This is a genomic window from Stenotrophomonas sp. 78350_Sma, from assembly GCF_056482105.1.
Window position 1 is genome coordinate 513,798 of record NZ_CM151182.1, and the last position, 17,318, is coordinate 531,115.

The 17,318-nt window shown below is 67.8% G+C and carries 19 protein-coding genes; 12 read left to right on the forward strand and 7 right to left on the reverse strand.

The annotated features are described in order from the left end of the window. Positions 1 to 108 precede the first annotated feature (108 nt). Positions 109 to 288: a lana protein gene (locus ACZK4H_RS02260; RefSeq protein WP_099552570.1), complete on the forward strand. Its 180-nt coding sequence runs from the start codon at positions 109 to 111 to the stop codon at positions 286 to 288. Between the two features lie 107 nt (positions 289 to 395). On the opposite strand, the gene ACZK4H_RS02265 is transcribed toward ACZK4H_RS02260, so the two are convergent. Continuing rightward, positions 396 to 875 (reverse strand): winged helix-turn-helix transcriptional regulator, encoded by a 480-nt coding sequence (locus ACZK4H_RS02265; RefSeq protein ID WP_005407919.1) that lies wholly within the window; start codon positions 873 to 875, stop codon positions 396 to 398. 149 nt (positions 876 to 1,024) lie between these two features. On the opposite strand from ACZK4H_RS02265, the gene ACZK4H_RS02270 reads away from it, so the two are divergent. Together ACZK4H_RS02270 and alr are read left to right on the forward strand one after the other, a co-directional pair. Next, complete coding sequence (locus tag ACZK4H_RS02270; RefSeq protein ID WP_099552571.1) at positions 1,025 to 2,329, forward strand: D-amino acid dehydrogenase; 1,305 nt, start codon at positions 1,025 to 1,027, stop codon at positions 2,327 to 2,329. Beyond that, positions 2,308 to 3,375, forward strand: a complete 1,068-nt coding sequence (alr, locus tag ACZK4H_RS02275) for an alanine racemase (protein ID WP_099552572.1) — start codon at positions 2,308 to 2,310, stop codon at positions 3,373 to 3,375. Before ACZK4H_RS02270 ends, alr begins: the two co-directional genes overlap by 22 nt. Positions 3,376 to 3,544: 169 nt before the next feature. On the opposite strand, the gene ACZK4H_RS02280 is transcribed toward alr, so the two are convergent. Further along, positions 3,545 to 4,111 (reverse strand): DUF3016 domain-containing protein, encoded by a 567-nt coding sequence (locus ACZK4H_RS02280; RefSeq protein WP_099552573.1) that lies wholly within the window; start codon positions 4,109 to 4,111, stop codon positions 3,545 to 3,547. Between the two features lie 243 nt (positions 4,112 to 4,354). Here ACZK4H_RS02280 and ACZK4H_RS02285 point away from each other — a divergent pair, with 243 nt between their 5' ends. Then, positions 4,355 to 6,343 carry a hybrid sensor histidine kinase/response regulator gene (locus ACZK4H_RS02285; RefSeq protein WP_099552574.1) on the forward strand — a complete coding sequence of 663 codons (1,989 nt, stop codon included), beginning with the start codon at positions 4,355 to 4,357 and terminating at the stop codon, positions 6,341 to 6,343. Between the two features lie 43 nt (positions 6,344 to 6,386). Beyond that, entirely contained in the window at positions 6,387 to 6,677 is a 291-nt protein-coding gene (locus ACZK4H_RS02290) for a DUF3247 family protein (RefSeq protein ID WP_099552575.1), read from the forward strand. Between the two features lie 82 nt (positions 6,678 to 6,759). On the opposite strand, the gene ACZK4H_RS02295 is transcribed toward ACZK4H_RS02290, so the two are convergent. Further along, on the reverse strand, positions 6,760 to 7,023 hold the full coding sequence (locus tag ACZK4H_RS02295) for a hypothetical protein (RefSeq protein WP_005407925.1): 264 nt from the start codon (positions 7,021 to 7,023) through the stop codon (positions 6,760 to 6,762). Between the two features lie 158 nt (positions 7,024 to 7,181). On the opposite strand from ACZK4H_RS02295, the gene ACZK4H_RS02300 reads away from it, so the two are divergent. From ACZK4H_RS02300 to ACZK4H_RS02310, 3 genes are read left to right on the forward strand one after another with little or no spacing between them, the layout of a single operon-like run. After that, positions 7,182 to 8,246: a class I SAM-dependent methyltransferase gene (locus ACZK4H_RS02300; protein ID WP_099552576.1), complete on the forward strand. Its 1,065-nt coding sequence runs from the start codon at positions 7,182 to 7,184 to the stop codon at positions 8,244 to 8,246. Then, positions 8,243 to 8,944 (forward strand): pseudouridine synthase, encoded by a 702-nt coding sequence (locus ACZK4H_RS02305; RefSeq protein ID WP_004154003.1) that lies wholly within the window; start codon positions 8,243 to 8,245, stop codon positions 8,942 to 8,944. The genes ACZK4H_RS02300 and ACZK4H_RS02305 overlap by 4 nt, the downstream gene beginning before the upstream one ends. Continuing rightward, positions 8,941 to 9,624: an HAD family hydrolase gene (locus tag ACZK4H_RS02310; RefSeq protein ID WP_099552577.1), complete on the forward strand. Its 684-nt coding sequence runs from the start codon at positions 8,941 to 8,943 to the stop codon at positions 9,622 to 9,624. Before ACZK4H_RS02305 ends, ACZK4H_RS02310 begins: the two co-directional genes overlap by 4 nt. Positions 9,625 to 9,756: 132 nt before the next feature. On the opposite strand, the gene fabB is transcribed toward ACZK4H_RS02310, so the two are convergent. Together fabB and fabA are read right to left on the reverse strand one after the other, a co-directional pair. Beyond that, entirely contained in the window at positions 9,757 to 10,965 is a 1,209-nt protein-coding gene (fabB, locus tag ACZK4H_RS02315) for a beta-ketoacyl-ACP synthase I (protein WP_099552578.1), read from the reverse strand. Next, entirely contained in the window at positions 10,965 to 11,480 is a 516-nt protein-coding gene (fabA, locus tag ACZK4H_RS02320; RefSeq protein ID WP_005407930.1) for a 3-hydroxyacyl-[acyl-carrier-protein] dehydratase FabA, read from the reverse strand. Before fabA ends, fabB begins: the two co-directional genes overlap by 1 nt. 191 nt (positions 11,481 to 11,671) lie before the next feature. Between fabA and dinB the strand changes: the two genes are divergently transcribed. Beyond that, complete coding sequence (dinB, locus tag ACZK4H_RS02325; RefSeq protein WP_099552600.1) at positions 11,672 to 12,760, forward strand: DNA polymerase IV; 1,089 nt, start codon at positions 11,672 to 11,674, stop codon at positions 12,758 to 12,760. A gap of 238 nt (positions 12,761 to 12,998) precedes the next feature. On the opposite strand, the gene ACZK4H_RS02330 is transcribed toward dinB, so the two are convergent. After that, positions 12,999 to 13,910 (reverse strand): MBL fold metallo-hydrolase, encoded by a 912-nt coding sequence (locus ACZK4H_RS02330; RefSeq protein ID WP_478473045.1) that lies wholly within the window; start codon positions 13,908 to 13,910, stop codon positions 12,999 to 13,001. Positions 13,911 to 14,071: 161 nt separating this feature from the next. Beyond that, the gene (locus ACZK4H_RS02335) at positions 14,072 to 14,710 is read right to left on the reverse strand and encodes an NAD(P)-dependent oxidoreductase (protein WP_012479034.1); all 639 of its coding nucleotides are present in this window, start codon (positions 14,708 to 14,710) and stop codon (positions 14,072 to 14,074) included. Between the two features lie 108 nt (positions 14,711 to 14,818). On the opposite strand from ACZK4H_RS02335, the gene ACZK4H_RS02340 reads away from it, so the two are divergent. From ACZK4H_RS02340 to gph, 3 genes are all read left to right on the forward strand, one after another. Beyond that, complete coding sequence (locus ACZK4H_RS02340) at positions 14,819 to 15,748, forward strand: LysR family transcriptional regulator (protein WP_099552580.1); 930 nt, start codon at positions 14,819 to 14,821, stop codon at positions 15,746 to 15,748. Continuing rightward, positions 15,745 to 16,536, forward strand: coding sequence for a class I SAM-dependent methyltransferase (locus tag ACZK4H_RS02345; RefSeq protein ID WP_099552581.1), 792 nt, complete (start codon positions 15,745 to 15,747; stop codon positions 16,534 to 16,536). Before ACZK4H_RS02340 ends, ACZK4H_RS02345 begins: the two co-directional genes overlap by 4 nt. A gap of 64 nt (positions 16,537 to 16,600) precedes the next feature. Continuing rightward, complete coding sequence (gene gph, locus ACZK4H_RS02350) at positions 16,601 to 17,269, forward strand: phosphoglycolate phosphatase (protein ID WP_099552582.1); 669 nt, start codon at positions 16,601 to 16,603, stop codon at positions 17,267 to 17,269. Positions 17,270 to 17,318: the final 49 nt, after the last annotated feature.

Below are 17,318 nucleotides of genomic sequence, written 5' to 3' on the forward strand. Positions count from 1 at the left end.
GCGGCGCAGCTGAACCTCCGAAAACAACACCTTCCCGATCACTGCTTTTTCGCCTGCGATTAACCGTTCCGGGACCACCGTGGCCCTGCGCCGGCATTCCGCCGCCGCATGTCCTTCGTCCACTGGATCGCGATCATGAAGAACCAGCAGAACCGTCATCCCGGCAAGGAACCGCAGGGCCGCAACCCGCAACAGCAACAGCAACAGCAACAGATGGAACCGCAGCAGTCGCACAAGGGCGGCAAGCAGCAGGAGCAGCGCCCGCAGAAGCATCCGCAGCAGCGCTGACGGATCCGGGGTCAGAGCCCGCGTTGCGGGATCTGACCTTCGCACGCAGCCCCCTGATCGGGGTCGGATCCCGCACAGCGGGCTCTGACCCCACCCCCGCAGCCAGCTCAGTCCGGAATCGGCAGGCTCAGCGTTTCCTTCACCTCTTCCATCACGATGTAGCTCTTCGATTCACGCACATGCGGCAGCGTCAGCAGGGTGCTGCCGAGCAGCTTGCGGTAGGAGGCCATTTCACTGATCCGTGCTTTCAGCAGGTAATCGAAGTCGCCCGACACCAGATGACACTCCAGCACGTTCGGCAGCTTCAGGGCGGCACGCCGGAACTCCTCGAAGATGTCGCCGGACTTGTAGGCCAGGCTGATCTCCACGAACACCAGCAGGCTGGCCTTCACCGCCGCAGGGTCCAGATGGGCGTGGTAACCGGTGATCACGCCCTCGCGCTCCAGCCGGCGCACGCGCTCGGTGCACGGGGTGGTGGACAGCCCGACCCGCTCACCCAGTTCGGTGAAGGAGATGCGGCCTTCGGCCTGCAGGATGCGCAGGATCTTGCGGTCGATCTTGTCCAGTTCGCGGGTACGGGTGGCCATGGCCGTCAACCTTGGGGAGTGAATCTCAGGAGAACATCCTGCCGGTTGATTGCAAATCAGGCAAATCAACTGGTATCGGCTGTCTATACTTCCCCAATTATGGTCCCGGCACGCTCCAGTGCAGGGAATGATCGGGTTGGAGAAGTCCCATGCGAGTCCTAGTTCTCGGCAGCGGCGTGATCGGCACCACCAGTGCCTGGTACCTGCGACAGGCCGGGTTTGAAGTCACGGTCATCGACCGCCAACCCGGCCCGGCGCTGGAGACCAGCTTCGCCAATGCCGGCCAGCTGTCGTTCGGCTACACCTCGCCGTGGGCGGCGCCGGGCGTGCCGAAGAAGGCGATCGGCTGGCTGTTCGAGAAGCACGCGCCGCTGGCGATCCGCCCGGGCATGGACCTGGCCCAGTACCGCTGGCTGTGGCAGATGCTGCGCAACTGCACCCACGAGCGCTACGCGATCAACAAGGCGCGCATGGTGCGCATGTCCGAGTACAGCCGCGACTGCCTGAACGAGTTGCGCGCGCAGATCGGCATCGAGTTCGAAGGCCGCGACCTGGGCACCACCCAGTTGTTCCGCACCCAGCAGCAGCTGGATGCCTCGGCGCAGGACATCGAGATCCTGGCCCAGTACGGCGTGCCGTACGAGGTGCTGGACCGTGCCGGCATCATCCAGGCCGAACCGGCCCTGGCCCACGTCGATGGCCTGGTCGGCGCGCTGCGCCTGCCGCGTGACCAGACCGGCGACTGCCAGCTGTTCACCCGTCGCCTGGCGCAGATGTGCGTGGACGCCGGCGTCGAGTTCCGTTTCGACCAGGACATCACCGGCCTGGAGTTCGATGGCGACCGCATCACCGGCGTGCGCATCGACGGCAAGCTGGAAACCGCCGACCGCTTCGTGGTTGCACTGGGCAGCTACTCGCCAGCGCTGGTCGCACCGCTGGGCATGCGCCTGCCGGTGTACCCGCTGAAGGGCTACTCGCTGACCCTGCCGATCACCGACCCGGCGATGGCACCGACCTCGACCATCCTCGACGAGAGCTACAAGGTGGCGGTGACCCGCTTCGACGATCGCATCCGCGTCGGTGGCATGGCCGAAGTGGCCGGCTTCGACCTGTCGCTGTCGCAGCGCCGCCGCGAGACCCTGGAACTGGTGGTCAGCGACCTGTACCCGAAGGGCGGCGACCTGTCGCGCGCGCAGTTCTGGACCGGCCTGCGCCCGGCCACGCCGGACGGCACGCCGGTGATCGGCGCCACGCCGTTCCGCAACCTGTACCTCAACACCGGCCACGGCACGCTGGGCTGGACCATGGCCTGCGGTTCGGGCCGCTACCTGGCCGACCTGATGAGCGCGCGCCAGCCGCAGATCAGCACCGAAGGTCTGGATATTTTCCGCTACGGCCAGTACGGTCACGCGCCGCAACACGAGAACCGCACATGCGTCCTGCCCGCGCGCTGATCGATCTGGGCGCCCTGCGCAGCAACTACCGGCTCGCCCGTGAACTGGGCGGTGGCAAGGCCCTGGCGATCATCAAGGCCGATGCCTATGGCCATGGCGCGGTGCGCTGTGCGCAGGCACTGGAAGGCGAGGCCGATGGTTTCGGCGTGGCCACCATCGAAGAGGCACTGGAACTGCGCCAGGCCGGCATCCGTGCGCCGATCCTGCTGCTGGAAGGCATTTTCGAACCCAGCGACATGGCGTTGGTGGCCGAGCATGATTTCTGGTTCGCCGTCGGTTCGCCGTGGCAGCTGGAGGCCGTCGCCGCCTTCGACAGCCCGCGCCCGTTGACGGTGTGGCTGAAGCTGGACAGCGGCATGCATCGCCTCGGCCTGGACGTGGACAGCTTCCGCGCGGCGCATGCGCGCCTGTCAGCGCTGCCCCAGGTCGAGCGCATCGTGCTGATGACCCACCTGGCACGTGCCGATGAGCTGGACAGCGAGCGCACCCACGAACAGGCGGCGACCTTCGCGCGGGCCATCGACGGCCTGGAGGGCGAGACCAGCGTGTGCAATTCGCCGGCGCTGCTGGGCTGGCCGGACGTGCGCAGCGACTGGGTCCGCCCGGGCCTGATGCTGTACGGCGCCAACCCGCTGCCGGAGGCTTCGGAGATCACCGCGCGCCTGCGCCCGGTGATGACGATGCAGTCGAAGGTGATCGCCGAACGCTGGATCGAGGCAGGTGAACCGGTGGGTTATGGCGCGCGCTTTGTCTCGAAGGCACGCACGCGCGTAGGCGTGGTCGCGCTCGGCTATGCCGACGGTTATCCGCAGTTCGCCCCGAATGGCACGCCGGTGCTGATCGACGGCCAGCCCGGTGCGCTGATCGGGCGCGTGTCGATGGACATGCTGACCGTGGACCTGACCGCGCATGCGCAGGCCGGCATCGGCAGCGTGGTGGAACTGTGGGGTTCAGCGCCGACGCTGTCGGAGCTGGCGCCGCGCTGCGGCGTGAGCGCGTACCAGCTGCCGTGCGCGGTCAAGCGCGTGGCGAAGGTGTACGTGTAGAGCCGGGCCCACGCTCGGCTTCGGTAGCGGCCGACCTTGGTCGGCGCTGTGAGTGCGTGTCGACCAAGGTCGACACCTACCGAGGGGCCTAGCGCGCAGCGGTCGCCATGCGCGGCCCTGGTAGCGGCCGACCTTGGTCGGCCCTGTGAATGCGTGTCGACCGAGGGGCCTAACGCGCGGCGGTGGCCTGGCTGGCCAGCTGGCGCTTGACCCAGTCATCGATCAGGCGCTTCTCGTAGCGCAGCGGATCACTTTCGCTCTTCAGCCCAACGTTGTGCAGGTAGCCGGTATCACTCAGGCGTGCGTCACCTTCACTGACGATGCGGCCGCTGGCGTCCTTCAACGTGTACTGCAGGGTGATCCGCGGTGGGTAGATGTCGCGCATGATGCGGATGTCGCGCCCGCGGGGGCCATGCCACGGCTCGTAGTCACCGGCTCGCTTGATGTCGACCAGGGTCACATCCAGGGTCTGCCCCGGTTGCAGTGGTTTGGCTGCGGTGGTCTGCACGTAGCGCGCCAGCTGCTGGACCCAGTCGCCGCGTTCGGCCTCGAAGCGGTTGCTGCTCTGGCGGATCTCGGTGAATTTGGCCGGATCGTCCCACTTCACGCTGACCGGGCCATCGGCCTGCAGCGCGCGCGGGGCTTCCGGATCGGTCACCGCGCGTGGCGCAGCATTGGCGCCGCCTGCCACGAGGGCACCGGCCAGCAGAAGGGCGGTAGCAAGTGAGCGGTTCATGACGGTCTCCTGCATCCCCTGAGGGGGACGATATTGATCACGGATCGAGTGTGATCCCGCTCCAGGGCAACGGCAATGGCCGAATGCGTCATGCGCAAGAGCGGTTGCCGCCAATTCATCGTCGTCAACCCTGACTGACGGCGCTTGACGCTGTGAATACGCTCTCTGGAAGATGCTGTGCCTCCAATCCGGCCCGTCCAGACGCCCTTGTCCACACTGCCGCCCCTAGTGGAGCGCCCACCGATGATGGTGCCGGCGCCCGAACCCGACCTGCATCATGGCGTGCTTGAGCGCATCAACGCCGGTTTCTGCGTGATCCAGGTGCTGTTCGAGGGTGACCGCGCGGTGGACTACCGTTTCATCGAGGTCAACGACGCGTTCGAGCGCCATACCGGCCTGAAGGACGCCCGGGGCCAGCGCATGACGGTGCTGGAGCCGCACCACGAGCAGGACTGGTTCCGCATCTACGGCGAGGTCGCACGCAGCGGCCGGCCGGCGCAGTTCGAGATGGAGGCACGGGCGCTGGGCCGTTCCTTTGCGGTCGACGCGGTGCGCGTGGGGCGACCGGGAGAAGACAAGGTCGGCATCCTGTTCTTCGACATCACCGCGCGCAAGCAGATGGAAGTGGAGCTGGGCGAAAGCGAAGCCCGCTTCAGCGCACTGGCCGATGGCCTGCCGATGCCGGTATGGGTGCTCGACGAGCGCGGCCACGCCCGCTTCGTCAACAGCGCCTTCAGCGAGTTCTTCGGTGGCGACGAAACGCGCGTGCCGGAAGATGTCTGGCGTGGCCTGGTACACCCGGACGATGCGTCCGTATTCGAGTACGAGCTGCAGGAAGCACTGAAGGCGCAGCGTTCGATGCATGCGCTGGTACGCGCGCGGCGCGCCGATGGCCAATGGCGCTGGTTGGAGATGAATGCGCGTCCGCGCTTCTCGCGCATGGGCCGCTTCATCGGCCTGGCCGGCAGCAGTCCGGACGTGACCGAGCGCCGCGAGATCGAACTGGCACGTGAGGAACTGCTGCAGTCCGAGCGCGCCGCGCGCAGTGCCGCCGAGAACATGGCGCGGCTGAAGGACGAATTCCTGGCCACGCTGTCGCACGAGCTGCGCACGCCGCTGACCACCATCCTCGGTTGGAGCGAACTGCTGCTGCAGCGGGTGGACAACACCAGCCCGCTGTACAAGGGCCTGAACGTTATCGCCAACAGCGCCGGCGCGCAGAAGCGGCTGATCTCGGACATGCTCGATCTCAGCAGCATGCTGCTGGGCAAGGTACAGCTGGAGGTGGAAGTGCTGGACCTGCGCACGCTGCTTGGCGAAGCCATCGGCGCGCAGGAACTGGTGGCCGAGGGCAAGGCACTGGACGTGCACCTGCAGTTGCCCGAGGAGCCAAGCCCCGTGCTCGGCGATGCCACCCGCCTGCAGCAGGTGTTCTGGAACCTGCTGTCGAACGCCATCAAGTTCACTCCGGCTGAGGGCCGCATCGACGTGCAGCTGCAGGCCGACGGCAACCACTGGGTGATTACGGTGCGCGATACCGGCGATGGCATCGCACCGGAGTTCCTCAACCACCTGTTCAGCCGCTTCCGCCAGGCCGATGGCACCACGACGCGCCGCCATGGCGGCCTCGGCCTGGGCCTGGCGATCGTGCAGCAGCTGGTCGAACTGCACGGCGGCACCGTTGCCGCCGCCAGCGAAGGCCATGGCCACGGCGCCACGTTCACCGTGCGCCTGCCCCAGCACCTGCCGGATGCCGAACGGCGGCCGCTGCGCGAAGTCATCAGCGGGCCGATCCTGGAGCCGGTGATCGTCGAGCCGTATCCGCTGCGGGGCATGCATGTGCTGGCGGTGGAAGACCAGCCGGAGGTGCTGGAATACCTGCGGCGCATGCTGGAAGAGCAGGGCGCCAGCGTGTCGGCGGCCAGTTCGGCCGGCGAGGCACTGGCATTGCTGGCCGACACCGGCCATCTGCAGTACCACGTGATGCTGACCGACATCGGCATGCCGGGCATGGATGGCTACGGGCTGGTGCGCACGCTGCGCGAGGACATGGGCGTGGACGCAGCAATGCTGCCGGCGGTGGCGGTGACCGCGCTGGCGCGTGCCGATGACCGCCGTCGTGCCTTGGCGTCGGGCTTCCAGGAGCATGTGGCCAAGCCGTATTCGGTCGCGCAGCTGGTGGCCGCGGTGCGCAAGGTGCAGGTGCCGCGCGCCGACAGCGCGCTGCACTGAGCATTCACGGCCGATCGGCGACCCTGCACGCAGGAGGTCGCCGATGTCCCGTACAGCTCCCCGCATCCACACCGACCCGGCGCAGATCGCGCGCCTGGAAGCCCTGCTGCCGCAGCTGGAAGGCGAAACGCAGGTGGAACTGACCCTGCACGATGGCCGGCGCCTGCTCGGCACGGTGGCGGTGAAGCCGACCGTGCAGCAGTACCGCAACGACGCCGGTGATGAAGGCAGCAACGGCCAGCTGCGCCTGGATGACTACGACACGCCGGTCCAGCAGCACCATGTGTGGCTGGACGAGATCGCCAGCATCCGCAGGTTGCCGCCGAGGGTTTGACGGCAACCTGCCGGGTCCATCCACGCATGGCGTGGATCTACCTGGGGTTGCAGTGGAGCCACGCCATGCGTGGCTGCTGCGCTCAGTGCTCGAACAGGGTCGGCGTCGCCTCGAACCGGCGCGCATAGGCGCGCTCCTCCGCAACCCGCGCCACCTCGTCGTCGGCCAGGTCCGGCGCACCATACACCGCGTAGGCCACGCTGCCGTCGGCGCCATGGCCGACCTGGTGCAGCCGGTAGCGCGAGTGGCCGCCGCCGGTGTCCTCGGGGTAGTGCACGGGCGGATGGCTGCCTTCCAGGTCCATTTCACTGTTGTCGACCACGCCACCGACGAACAAGGCTCGCATGCAGGTTCTCCTGGGTTTCCGGGGGGAGCCTCTACCCTGAACGTTCCAATGTTGCTGGCGGATCAAGGCCCCGTTCGGGTTTCGCAAAGCGGCCTGGCGGGGCCGGCCCGGCCAAGCCGGTACAATGGACGGCCCTCACGCTTGAAGTACCCGCGCCGATGGCCTCCAGCGACGACGCCCCCCTGCAGACCCTGTTCCTGCCGTTCTCCCAAGGTGCCCTGCGCTGGCCGGAGGGTCCGGTGGCCTTCCTGCGTGCCCGTGATGGCTGGCCGCTGCGCGAAGTGGCGGGCAACCGCGAGGTGCACTGCGAGCAGAGTTTTGCCCCGTTCGCGCAGCCGCTGCAGCAGGCCGCCGGCTGGACCGTCAGTGGCCAGCTGGACGATGCCGCCGGCAAGGGCCGCTATCCGCTGGTGCTGGTGCTGCCGCCGCGGCAGCGTGAAGAGGCCCGTGCGCTGTTCGCCCGTGCGCTGGCACTGGTCGCCGACGGCGGTCGCATCGTCGCCTGCCAGTCCAACAACGAAGGTGCGCGCTCGGGCGAGGGCGATCTCAAGCAGCTGGCCGGCCTCGGTGGCAGCCTGACCAAGAACCACTGCCGCGTGTACTGGACCGCCCCGTTGCAGGGCCAGCACGACGCCGACCTGGCCAGGCGTTGGTTGGCGCTGGATGCGGTGCGCCCGATCGTGGGCGGTCGCTTCCTCAGCCGCCCGGGCGTGTTCGCCTGGGATCGCATCGACCCGGCGTCGGCGCTGCTGGCCGAGCACCTGCCGGCCGACCTGGCCGGGCGTGCCGCCGATCTCGGCGCGGGCTACGGCTACCTGTCGCGCGAGCTGCTGGAGCGTTGCCCGAAGATCACCGCGCTGGACCTGTACGAGGCCGAGCAGCGTGCATTGGCGCTGGCCGAACTGAACCTGGCGCCGCCGCCGCGTCCGCTGCCGCTGCGCTTCCTGTGGCAGGACGTCACCGCCGGCATCGAGCCGGGCTACGACGTCATCATCAGCAATCCGCCGTTCCACACGCCGTCGCGTGCCGATCGCCCGGACATCGGCCAGCGCTTCATCGCCGTGGCCGCGCAGGCGTTGCGTCCGGGTGGGCGCCTGTACGTGGTGGCCAACCGCCACCTGCCCTACGAATACACGCTCAACGAGAGCTTCGGTGCCGTGCGCGTGATTGCCGAGCGCGATGGCTTCAAGCTGGTCGAAGCGGTGAAGGGGAAGGGCCGGTGAAGCTGGTCAAGCACATCGCCAACCTGGGCTACGGCAGCCGCAAGCAGGTGCAGTGGATGTTCCGCGAGGGACGCGTCACCGACGCCGACGGCGAGGTGCTGTACGCCGACGACCAGGTGCCGCACGAGGCCATCCGTGTCGATGGCGAGCCGCTGGACCCGCCGGTGGGACTGTCGATCGCGCTGCACAAGCCGGCCGGCTACACCTGCTCGACCAAGGACACCGGCCGCCTGATCTATGACCTGCTGCCGCCGCGCTTTCGCGACCGCGATCCGGTGCTGTCCACGGTCGGCCGCCTCGACCGCGAGACCAGTGGCCTGCTGCTGCTGACCGACGATGGTGGCCTGCTGCACCGGATCATCTCGCCGAAGTCGAAGCTGCCCAAGGTCTACGAAGTGGAGCTGAGCGACGACCTGCGCGGCGACGAGGTGGCCCTGTTCGCCAGCGGCACGCTGATGCTGGAGTCCGAGAAGACGCCCCTGCTGCCGGCTGAACTGGAAGTGCTGGATGCGCGCCGCGCGCGCCTGGTGCTGCACGAAGGCCGCTACCATCAGGTACGCCGCATGTTCGCCGCCACCGGCAACCACGTGCAGGCCCTGCATCGCAGCCGCGTTGGCGGGCTGGACCTGCAGGGGCTGGACGAGGGGCAGTGGCGGCAGCTCACTTCCACCGATCTGGATACGCTGTTCGCTCCATGACCACCATCGCTGCGCTGCCGTTCCTCCCCGACGCCGTCATCTTCGACATGGACGGCCTGATGATCGACAGCGAGCGGGTCTCGCTGGCCTGCTGGAGCCAGGCCGCCGACGAGTTCGGACTGGGCCTGGATGAGACGGTGTTCCTGCGCATGGTCGGCCTCGGTGACCGCGACACGCACGCGCTGCTGCGTGCGCAGGGCATCGAGGACAGCGTGATCGAGGCGGTGGCCGCGCGCTGCCACGAGCTGTATGAAGCACGCACGCAGACGGGCCTGCCGCTGCGGCCGGGCATCCTGGAACTGCTGGAACTGCTGAAGGCGCACGCGATTCCGCGCGCGGTGGCGACCACCACGCGGCAGCCGCGGGCCAACCGCAAGCTGGCGGCGGCCGGACTGCGGCCGTACTTCGATGCGGTGATCACCAGTGGCGACGTTGCGCAGCCGAAGCCGGCGCCGGACATTTACCTGCTGGCCGCAAGGCGGCTGGGCCAGGCGCCGGAACGCTGCCTGGCACTGGAGGATTCACCGGCCGGTACGCGCGCGGCGCTGGCCGCCGGCATGACGGTGATCCAGGTGCCGGACCTGATGCATCCGGATGAAGAGTTGCGTGCCCTGGGCCACCGCATCGTTGGATCGCTGGTGGACGCGCACGGGCTGCTGCTGCCGCTGTTGCCGAAATAAGGTGGGTGCCGGCCGTTGGCCGGCACACCCCAATGCCCCGGTGGGTGCCAACCTTGGTTGGCACTGAGCCGAGCATGGCTCGGCTCTACGTCCATTGGTGGGTGCCGACCGTGGGTCAGCACACCTGCCCCATCACACCCGCCCGAACACCAGCGCGGCGTTGGTGCCACCGAAGCCGAAGCTGTTGGACATCACCGTGTCCAGCTTCTGCTCGCGGCTCTGGCGCAGGATCGGGAAGCTCTCCACCTTCGGGTCCAGCTCGCCGATGTTGGCCGAACCGGCAACGAAGCCGTCGCGCATCATCAGCAGGCAGTAGATCGCCTCATGCACGCTGGCTGCACCCAGCGAGTGGCCGGACAATGCCTTGGTCGACGACAGCGGCGGTACCGCATCGCCGAACACTTCGCGGATGGCGTTGAGCTCGGTGACATCGCCCAGCGGGGTCGAGGTGCCGTGGGTGTTGAGGTAGTCCAGCGGGCGATCGATGCCCTGCAGCGCCATCTTCATGCAGCGCACCGCGCCTTCGCCGGACGGGGCAACCATGTCGGCGCCATCGGAAGTGACGCCATAGCCGATCAGCTCGGCATGGATGTGCGCGCCGCGCGCAACGGCGTGGTCGTAGTCCTCCAGCACCAGCATGCCACCGCCACCGGCGATGACGAAGCCGTCGCGGTCCTTGTCGTAGGGACGCGAGGCGCTGGCCGGGGTCTCGTTGAAGCTGGTCGACAGTGCGCCCATCGCGTCGAACATCACGCTCATCGACCAGTGCAGGTCTTCACCGCCACCGGCGAACATGATGTCCTGCGCGCCATGGCGGATCATGTCCGCGGCCGCGCCGATGCAGTGCGCCGACGTCGCGCAGGCGGCCGACAGCGAGTAGCTGACGCCCTTGATCTGGTAGGCAGTGGCCAGGCAGGCCGAGACGGTCGAGCACATCGTGCGCGGCACCATGTACGGGCCGACCTTGCGAACGCCGCGCTCGCGCAGCAGATCGACCGCGCCGATCTGCCATTCGCTGGAGCCGCCACCGGAGCCGGCGATCAGGCCGGTGCGCAGGCTGCTGACCTGCTCGGTGCTGAGCCCGGCATCGGCGATGGCATCGCGCATGGCCAGATAGGCGAAGGCCGCTGCGTCGCTCATGAAACGCTTCTGCTTGCGGTCGATCAGCGCGTCCAGGTCGAGATCGACGCGGCCGCCGACCTGGCTGCGCAGGCCCGCTTCGGCGTGGTCGGCCAGCGCGGTGATGCCCGAGCGCCCTTCGCGCAGCGCGGCCGAAACAGTATCCAGATCATTGCCGAGGCAGGACGTGATGCCCATGCCGGTGATGACGACGCGACGCATCAGAAGCTCCCGGTTTCAGTGAACAGGCCGACGCGCAGGTCGCGGGCGCTGTAGATTTCGCGGTCATCCACGTACATGCGGGCGTCCGACTGGGCCATCACCAGCTTGCGGTTGATGACGCGGCTGATGTCGATCTCGTAACGCACCAGCTTGGCCTCCGGCAGCACCTGGCCGGTGAACTTCACCTCGCCGCAGCCCAGTGCGCGGCCCTTGCCGGGGGCGCCCAGCCAGGTCAGGAAGAAGCCGGTCAGCTGCCACATGGCATCCAGGCCGAGGCAGCCGGGCATCACCGGGTCGCCGATGAAGTGGCAGCCGAAGAACCACAGGTCCGGGCGGATATCCAGTTCGGCGCGTACCATGCCCTTGCCATGCGGTCCGCCGTCCTCGCGGATGTCGGTGATGCGGTCGAACATCAGCATCGGGTCGTTGGGCAAACGGCCGGCGGCGGTGCCGAACAGTTCACCGCGTGCGCTGGCCAGCAGCTGTTCGCGGTTGAACGCGTGGAGACGGGTCATGAAGCACAATCCTGGAAGCGGGGAAACAGGGAAACAAGCGCTCGAGGATGCCCGTGGAAACTGTGCCGATCAAACATTTCAACCGTACGCAACCGTAGTGTTTTCAATGGAATACGCGCATCCTGTTGATGTGCAACGACCATACTTCGGCGTGTGGCCCGTTCGGCATGCCCCCGCCCTTTCCGCCTGACATGACCCGACTGCGCAAGATCATCCACGTTGACATGGATGCGTTCTACGCGTCGGTGGAGCAGCGCGACGATCCGTCACTGCGCGGCAAGCCGGTGGTTGTGGCATGGCGTGGCGCCCGCTCGGTCGTATGCGCGGCGTCCTACGAGGCGCGCGTATTCGGCGTGCGTTCGGCGATGCCCGCCGTACGTGCCGAGCGCCTGTGCCCGGACGCGGTCTTCGTGCCGCCGGACTTCGCGCGTTACAAGGCGGTGTCACAGCAGGTACGCGCGATCTTCCTGCGCCATACCGACCTGGTCGAGCCGCTGTCGCTGGACGAGGCCTACCTGGACGTGACCGAGCCGAAGAGTGGCATCGAACTGGCCACCGACATCGCCCGCACCATCCGCGCGCAGATCCGCGAAGAAACGAACCTGACCGCTTCAGCCGGGATCGCGCCGAACAAGTTCCTGGCCAAGATCGCCTCGGACTGGCGCAAGCCCGACGGCCAGTTCGTGATTCCGCCGCAGCGCGTGGATGCGTTCCTGGCGCCGCTGCCGGTCAACAGGGTGCCCGGCGTCGGCAAGGTCATGGAAGGCAAGCTGGCCGCGCGCGGCATCGTCACCTGCGGTGATCTGCGGCAGTGGGCGCTGATCGATCTGGAAGAAGCATTCGGCAGCTTCGGCCGCAGCCTGTACAACCGCGCACGTGGCATCGACGAGCGGCCGGTGGAACCGGACCAGCAGGTGCAGTCGATTTCCTCGGAGGACACCTTCGCCGAGGACCTGCTGCTGGAAGATCTGACCGAGGCCATCGTGCAGCTGGCTGGGAAGACCTGGAATGCCACGCGCAAGACCGAACGCGTTGGTCACACCGTGGTGCTGAAACTGAAGACCGCGCAGTTCCGCATTCTCACCCGCAGCTTCACCCCGGAGCGCCCGCCGGAATCGATGGAAGAACTGCGTGACATCGCACTGGCCCTGCGCGCCCGCGTCGACCTGCCGGCGGAGACCCGCTACCGCCTGGTCGGCGTCGGCCTTGGTGGCTTCCGCGAGAAGGAACCGGTGGTGCAGGGCGAATTGTTCGAGCACACCCAGACCGATCGCTCCTGATCGTTCATCCACGCACGGCGTGGATCTACGTGTCGACCAAGGTCGACACCCACCAAGAGCAGGGCATTCCATCCCGACAGGTTGCGCAGACATGCCATCCAGGCAGATCGCAGAGAGCTGTCGAAGGCGGGGTGGGTCCGGTTGCGGGGGCGTGAGCGCCATGGATGTTGCTGTTGCTTCGGCTGTTGCCGTGCATTGAGCAGGTGCAGGGCGCAGCCCTGCAAAAGCCCCCCCTACCTCATGGCCACTGCATCTCGCCCTTGGCCACCTTCGCACTCAGCTCCAGCGATGCCACGCCGTCCAGCTTCGGGTAGCGCGCCTGCATCGCTTTCACCAGCGCCGCACCGTCCTTGGCCTTGGCTGCCTCGGAATCGAACGCGCGGATGTAGTCCGCCGTGAACGCCAGTGCACTGGCATCCAGCGCCGCACCCGGCGCGTAGTGCCCCGGTACCACCACCTTCGGCTTCAGTGCCTGCAGCCGCTGCAGGGTCTGCAGCCAGTCGGTGTGCGACTTCGGCGTCTGCGTGTCGGCCATCCACACGTGTTCACCGGCCATCACCGTAATACCGCCGACGATCGCGCGCAGCGACGGCACCCACAGCACCGTGCGGTCCGGGGTCGGGCCATCGAGGCCGATCAGCGGCAGGCGCTGGCCTTCCAGCTGCAGGGCATCACCGTCCAGCACCTGCGGCACCACGATGCGTGCCGGCACGTCGGCGCCCATCTTCGGCCCCCAGTAGGCCAGCTTGCCGGCCTGGCTCTGCTGGATATGGGCGACGGTCTGCGCGGTGGCGACGATGCGTGCCCGCGGGAACGCGTCCTGCAGGGTAGCCAGGCCGAAGTAATAGTCCGGATCACCGTGGCTGATGTAGATCGTGGTCAGCTGCTTGCCGCTGGCACGGATCAGCTCGACCAGCTTGCGCGCGTCGCTGGCGCCGAACTGCGCATCGACCAGGATCGCGTCATGGCGGCCTTCGATCAGCACCGAAGACACCGAGAACATCGCCTGCGGGCCCGGATGGAAGGTCTGCAGGTGCAGCTGGGATGTGGTCGCCGTGGCCGGCGCCGGCGTGGCCGAAGCGGCCATCAGCGGAGCACTGGCGAAGGCGGCGGCCAGCGCGAGGGGAAGCAGCAGGGTAGCGGTGCGCATTGGGAATTCCTCGTGTCGGATGGGGAGCGGAGCGCGGGCTATGCCGGGCGTCCTTGCTCGGCCCGCTGCGGGCCGTCGCAAGCGACGTTGGCAACGGCTCCTGCCGTTGCCTTCGGCTCTACAGCTGGGTAGCGCCGGGCCATGCCCGGCGGACGCCATGATCAGTACGCGGCCGTGATGATCTGCTTCGGGTACTGCTGCGCTTCCAGCTCGGCGACGAACGCGGCGCCGTAGTCGGCGTAGCTGATGCGGCTGTGGCCGCTGGCATCAGCGAGGAAGGCCTTGGGCTGCACGCGGTACTGGCCGCGCTCTTCGCCCGGGCCGATTTCGGCGGCCGGCGAGAAGAAGGTCCAGTCCAGGTCGTCCACCGCCTGCAGGCGATTGAAGGCTTCACGATGGGCCAGCGCGTACGGCTTGTAGGCCTCCGGGAAGTTGGGGGTATCGACCAGCTGCACGCCCGGCGCGACTTCCAGGCTGCCGGCGCCACCGACCACCACCAGGCGCGGTACACCGGCCTTGCGCGCGGCGGCGGCCAGCTGCGCGGCCACTTCGCCGACGCGGCCGATGTCATCGCCCGGACGCGGGCCATAGGCGCTGGCCAGCACGTCGTGGCCGGCGATGGCGGCGACCAGGGCATCCTGGTCATCCAGCGAGGCGATCACCGGATGGGCACCGGCCAGTTCGGCCGGAAGATCCTGCGCGCTGCGCACGATGACGGTGAGTTCGTGGCCGTTGGCCAGCGCGTGGCGGGCGATCTGGCGGCCGATGTTGCCGGTGGAACCAACGAGGGCGATCTTCATGGCAGGACTCCGTGGGGTGGTATGGGGTGGGAATGGGGCCACTCTAGGCCGCTGCAGTCGCTCGAAAAACAGCGTATAACGCGCTTGTTTGTTGCATGGATCGAGCATATGGACCGATTGACCGCCATGACCGTGTTCGTCGAGGTGGCCGAGCGCGGCAGCCTCACCGCCGCCGCCGAGGTGCTGGACATGTCACGGGCGATGGTCACCCGCTACCTGGCCGAGGTCGAGGGTTGGCTGGGCGCGCGCCTGCTGCACCGGACCACGCGCCGGGTCAGCCTGACCGGCCCCGGCGAGGCGGCGCTGGTGCGCTTCCGGCAGATGCTGGCCATCGGCGAGGAACTGCACGGTGAGCTGGCCAGCGACGATCCCGAACCGCACGGCACGTTGCGGGTGACCGCCAGCGTGTCGTTCGGGCAGAGCCACCTGGCGCGGGCGGTGGCCGCTTTCGTCGCACGCCACCCGGCGGCGCGCATCGAACTGCTGCTGGTCGACCGCACCGTGAACCTGGTGGAGGAGCGCGTGGACCTTGCGGTGCGCATCGCCCGCCAGATCGATCCCAGCCTGATTGCACGACGGTTGGCCACCTGCCGCTCGGTGTTGTGCGCGACGCCGTCCTACCTGCAGGCACGCGGTACGCCTACCGCACCGGAACACCTGGCCGCGCACAACTGCCTGACCCATCACTACGTGGGCAAGAGCTTGTGGCAGCTGCACCGCGCTGGCCGTTCACTGTCGGTGGCGGTGGGCGGCAACATCAGCGCCAACGAAGCCTCGCTGTTGCTGGAAGCGGTGCGTGCCGGCGCCGGCATCGCCATGCTGCCGACCTACCAGGTGGCGCCGCTGCTGCGCAGTGGCGAGCTGATCGAACTGCTGCCCGAATTCAGTCTGGACGAACTCGGCATTCATGCCGTGTACGCATCACGGCGCCAGCAGCCCGCTATCATGCGGCGATTCCTGGATTTCCTGGGCGAGTGTTTCGCCAGCCCGGCCTTCCAGGATCTGGATTGGCGCCCACCGGGCAAGGAGAACACATGAACCATGGACAGGCCTTGATCGACCACAACCGTGCTGCCTGGGACCGCCAGGCCAGCGAAGTGCGCGAATGGTCGCGCCCGGTGGAAAGCTCAACGATTGCCGCCGCGCGCGATGGCCGCTGGCAGGTGCACCTGACCCCGCGCGCGCTGCCGCTGGACTGGCTGGGTGATGTGCGCGGCCGCCGCATCCTCTGCCTGGCCTCGGGCGGTGGCCAGCAGGCCCCGGTGCTGGCGGCGGCCGGGGCGGAGGTGACCGTGTTCGATCTGTCCGATGGCCAGCTCGAGCAGGATCGTCAGGTGGCGGCGCGTGATGGCCTGCAACTGCGCACGGTGCAGGGCGACATGCGCGATCTGCACGCCTTCGCCAACGACAGCTTCGATGTGGTGTTCCACCCGATCTCCAACCTGTACGTGCCCGACGTCCGGCCGGTGTGGACCGAATGCCGCCGCGTGCTGGCGCGCGATGGCATGCTGATGGCCAGCTTCTACAACCCGGTGCTGTTCGTCGGTGCGCGCGATCCGCAGCTGGATGCACAGGGCCTGATCCGGCCGCAGTACGCCATTCCCTATTCGGATCTGGAAGACCTGCCACCGGCCGAGCGCGAGGCGAAACTGGCACGGGGCGACGCACTGACCTTCGGCCACAGCCTGACCGAACTGATCGGTGGCCAGCTCGATGCCGGCTTCATCATCGATCGCTTCATGGAAGACTGGCAGCCGCAGCCGCGTTTCCTGATCGACCGTTACCTGCCCACCTTCCTGGCTACCCGCGCGCGCCGGATCGGCTGAGGCGGATCGGCGCAAAAAACAGCGGCGTACAATGGACGGCCCCACGTCATGCAGGTGCCGTCCCTTGTCGTATCCGTATCCGCTGGTCGTGTTCGACCTCGATGGCACGCTGGTCGACAGCGCTGCCGATATTGCCGAAGCGCTGAACCGCACGCTGGAGGACATCGGCGTGGCGCGTGTGCCGGAAGCCACCGTGCTGGGCTGGATCGGTGACGGTGTGCGTCGTCTGGTCGAACAGGCGGTGCAGGCCGCCGGCCGCGAGGTGGACCTGGCCGAGGTGATGCCGGTGTTCATGGTGCACTACCGTGAGTGCCTGCTGCGCAGCCCGCGGCTGTTCGATGGCGTGGGCGAAGCGCTGGCGCAACTGCGTGCGCGCAACGTGCCACTGGCGATCTGCACCAACAAGCCTGAAGCACTGGTGCCGCCGCTGCTGCAGCACCTGGGTATCGGTGATGTATTCGCGCTGGTACTGGGGGGAGATTCGCTGCCGCAGCGCAAGCCCAGCGGTGAGCCATTGCGGTACATCGCCGCGCACTTCGGGCTGTCGGTGGAGTCCTGCCTGATGGTGGGTGATTCGTTGACCGATTACCGCGCCGCCGAAGATGCCGGCATGCCGATCGCACTGGTGCGCTACGGCTATCCGCGCGGCCTGGACCTGGCCACCGCGCATGCGGTGGCGGTGATCGATGACCTGCGTGAACTGCCGGGGTTGGTCGCCGGTATCCCGGTGTAGAGCCGAGCCCGTGCTCGGCTGCTTGAATGCATGAGCCGAGCATGGCTCG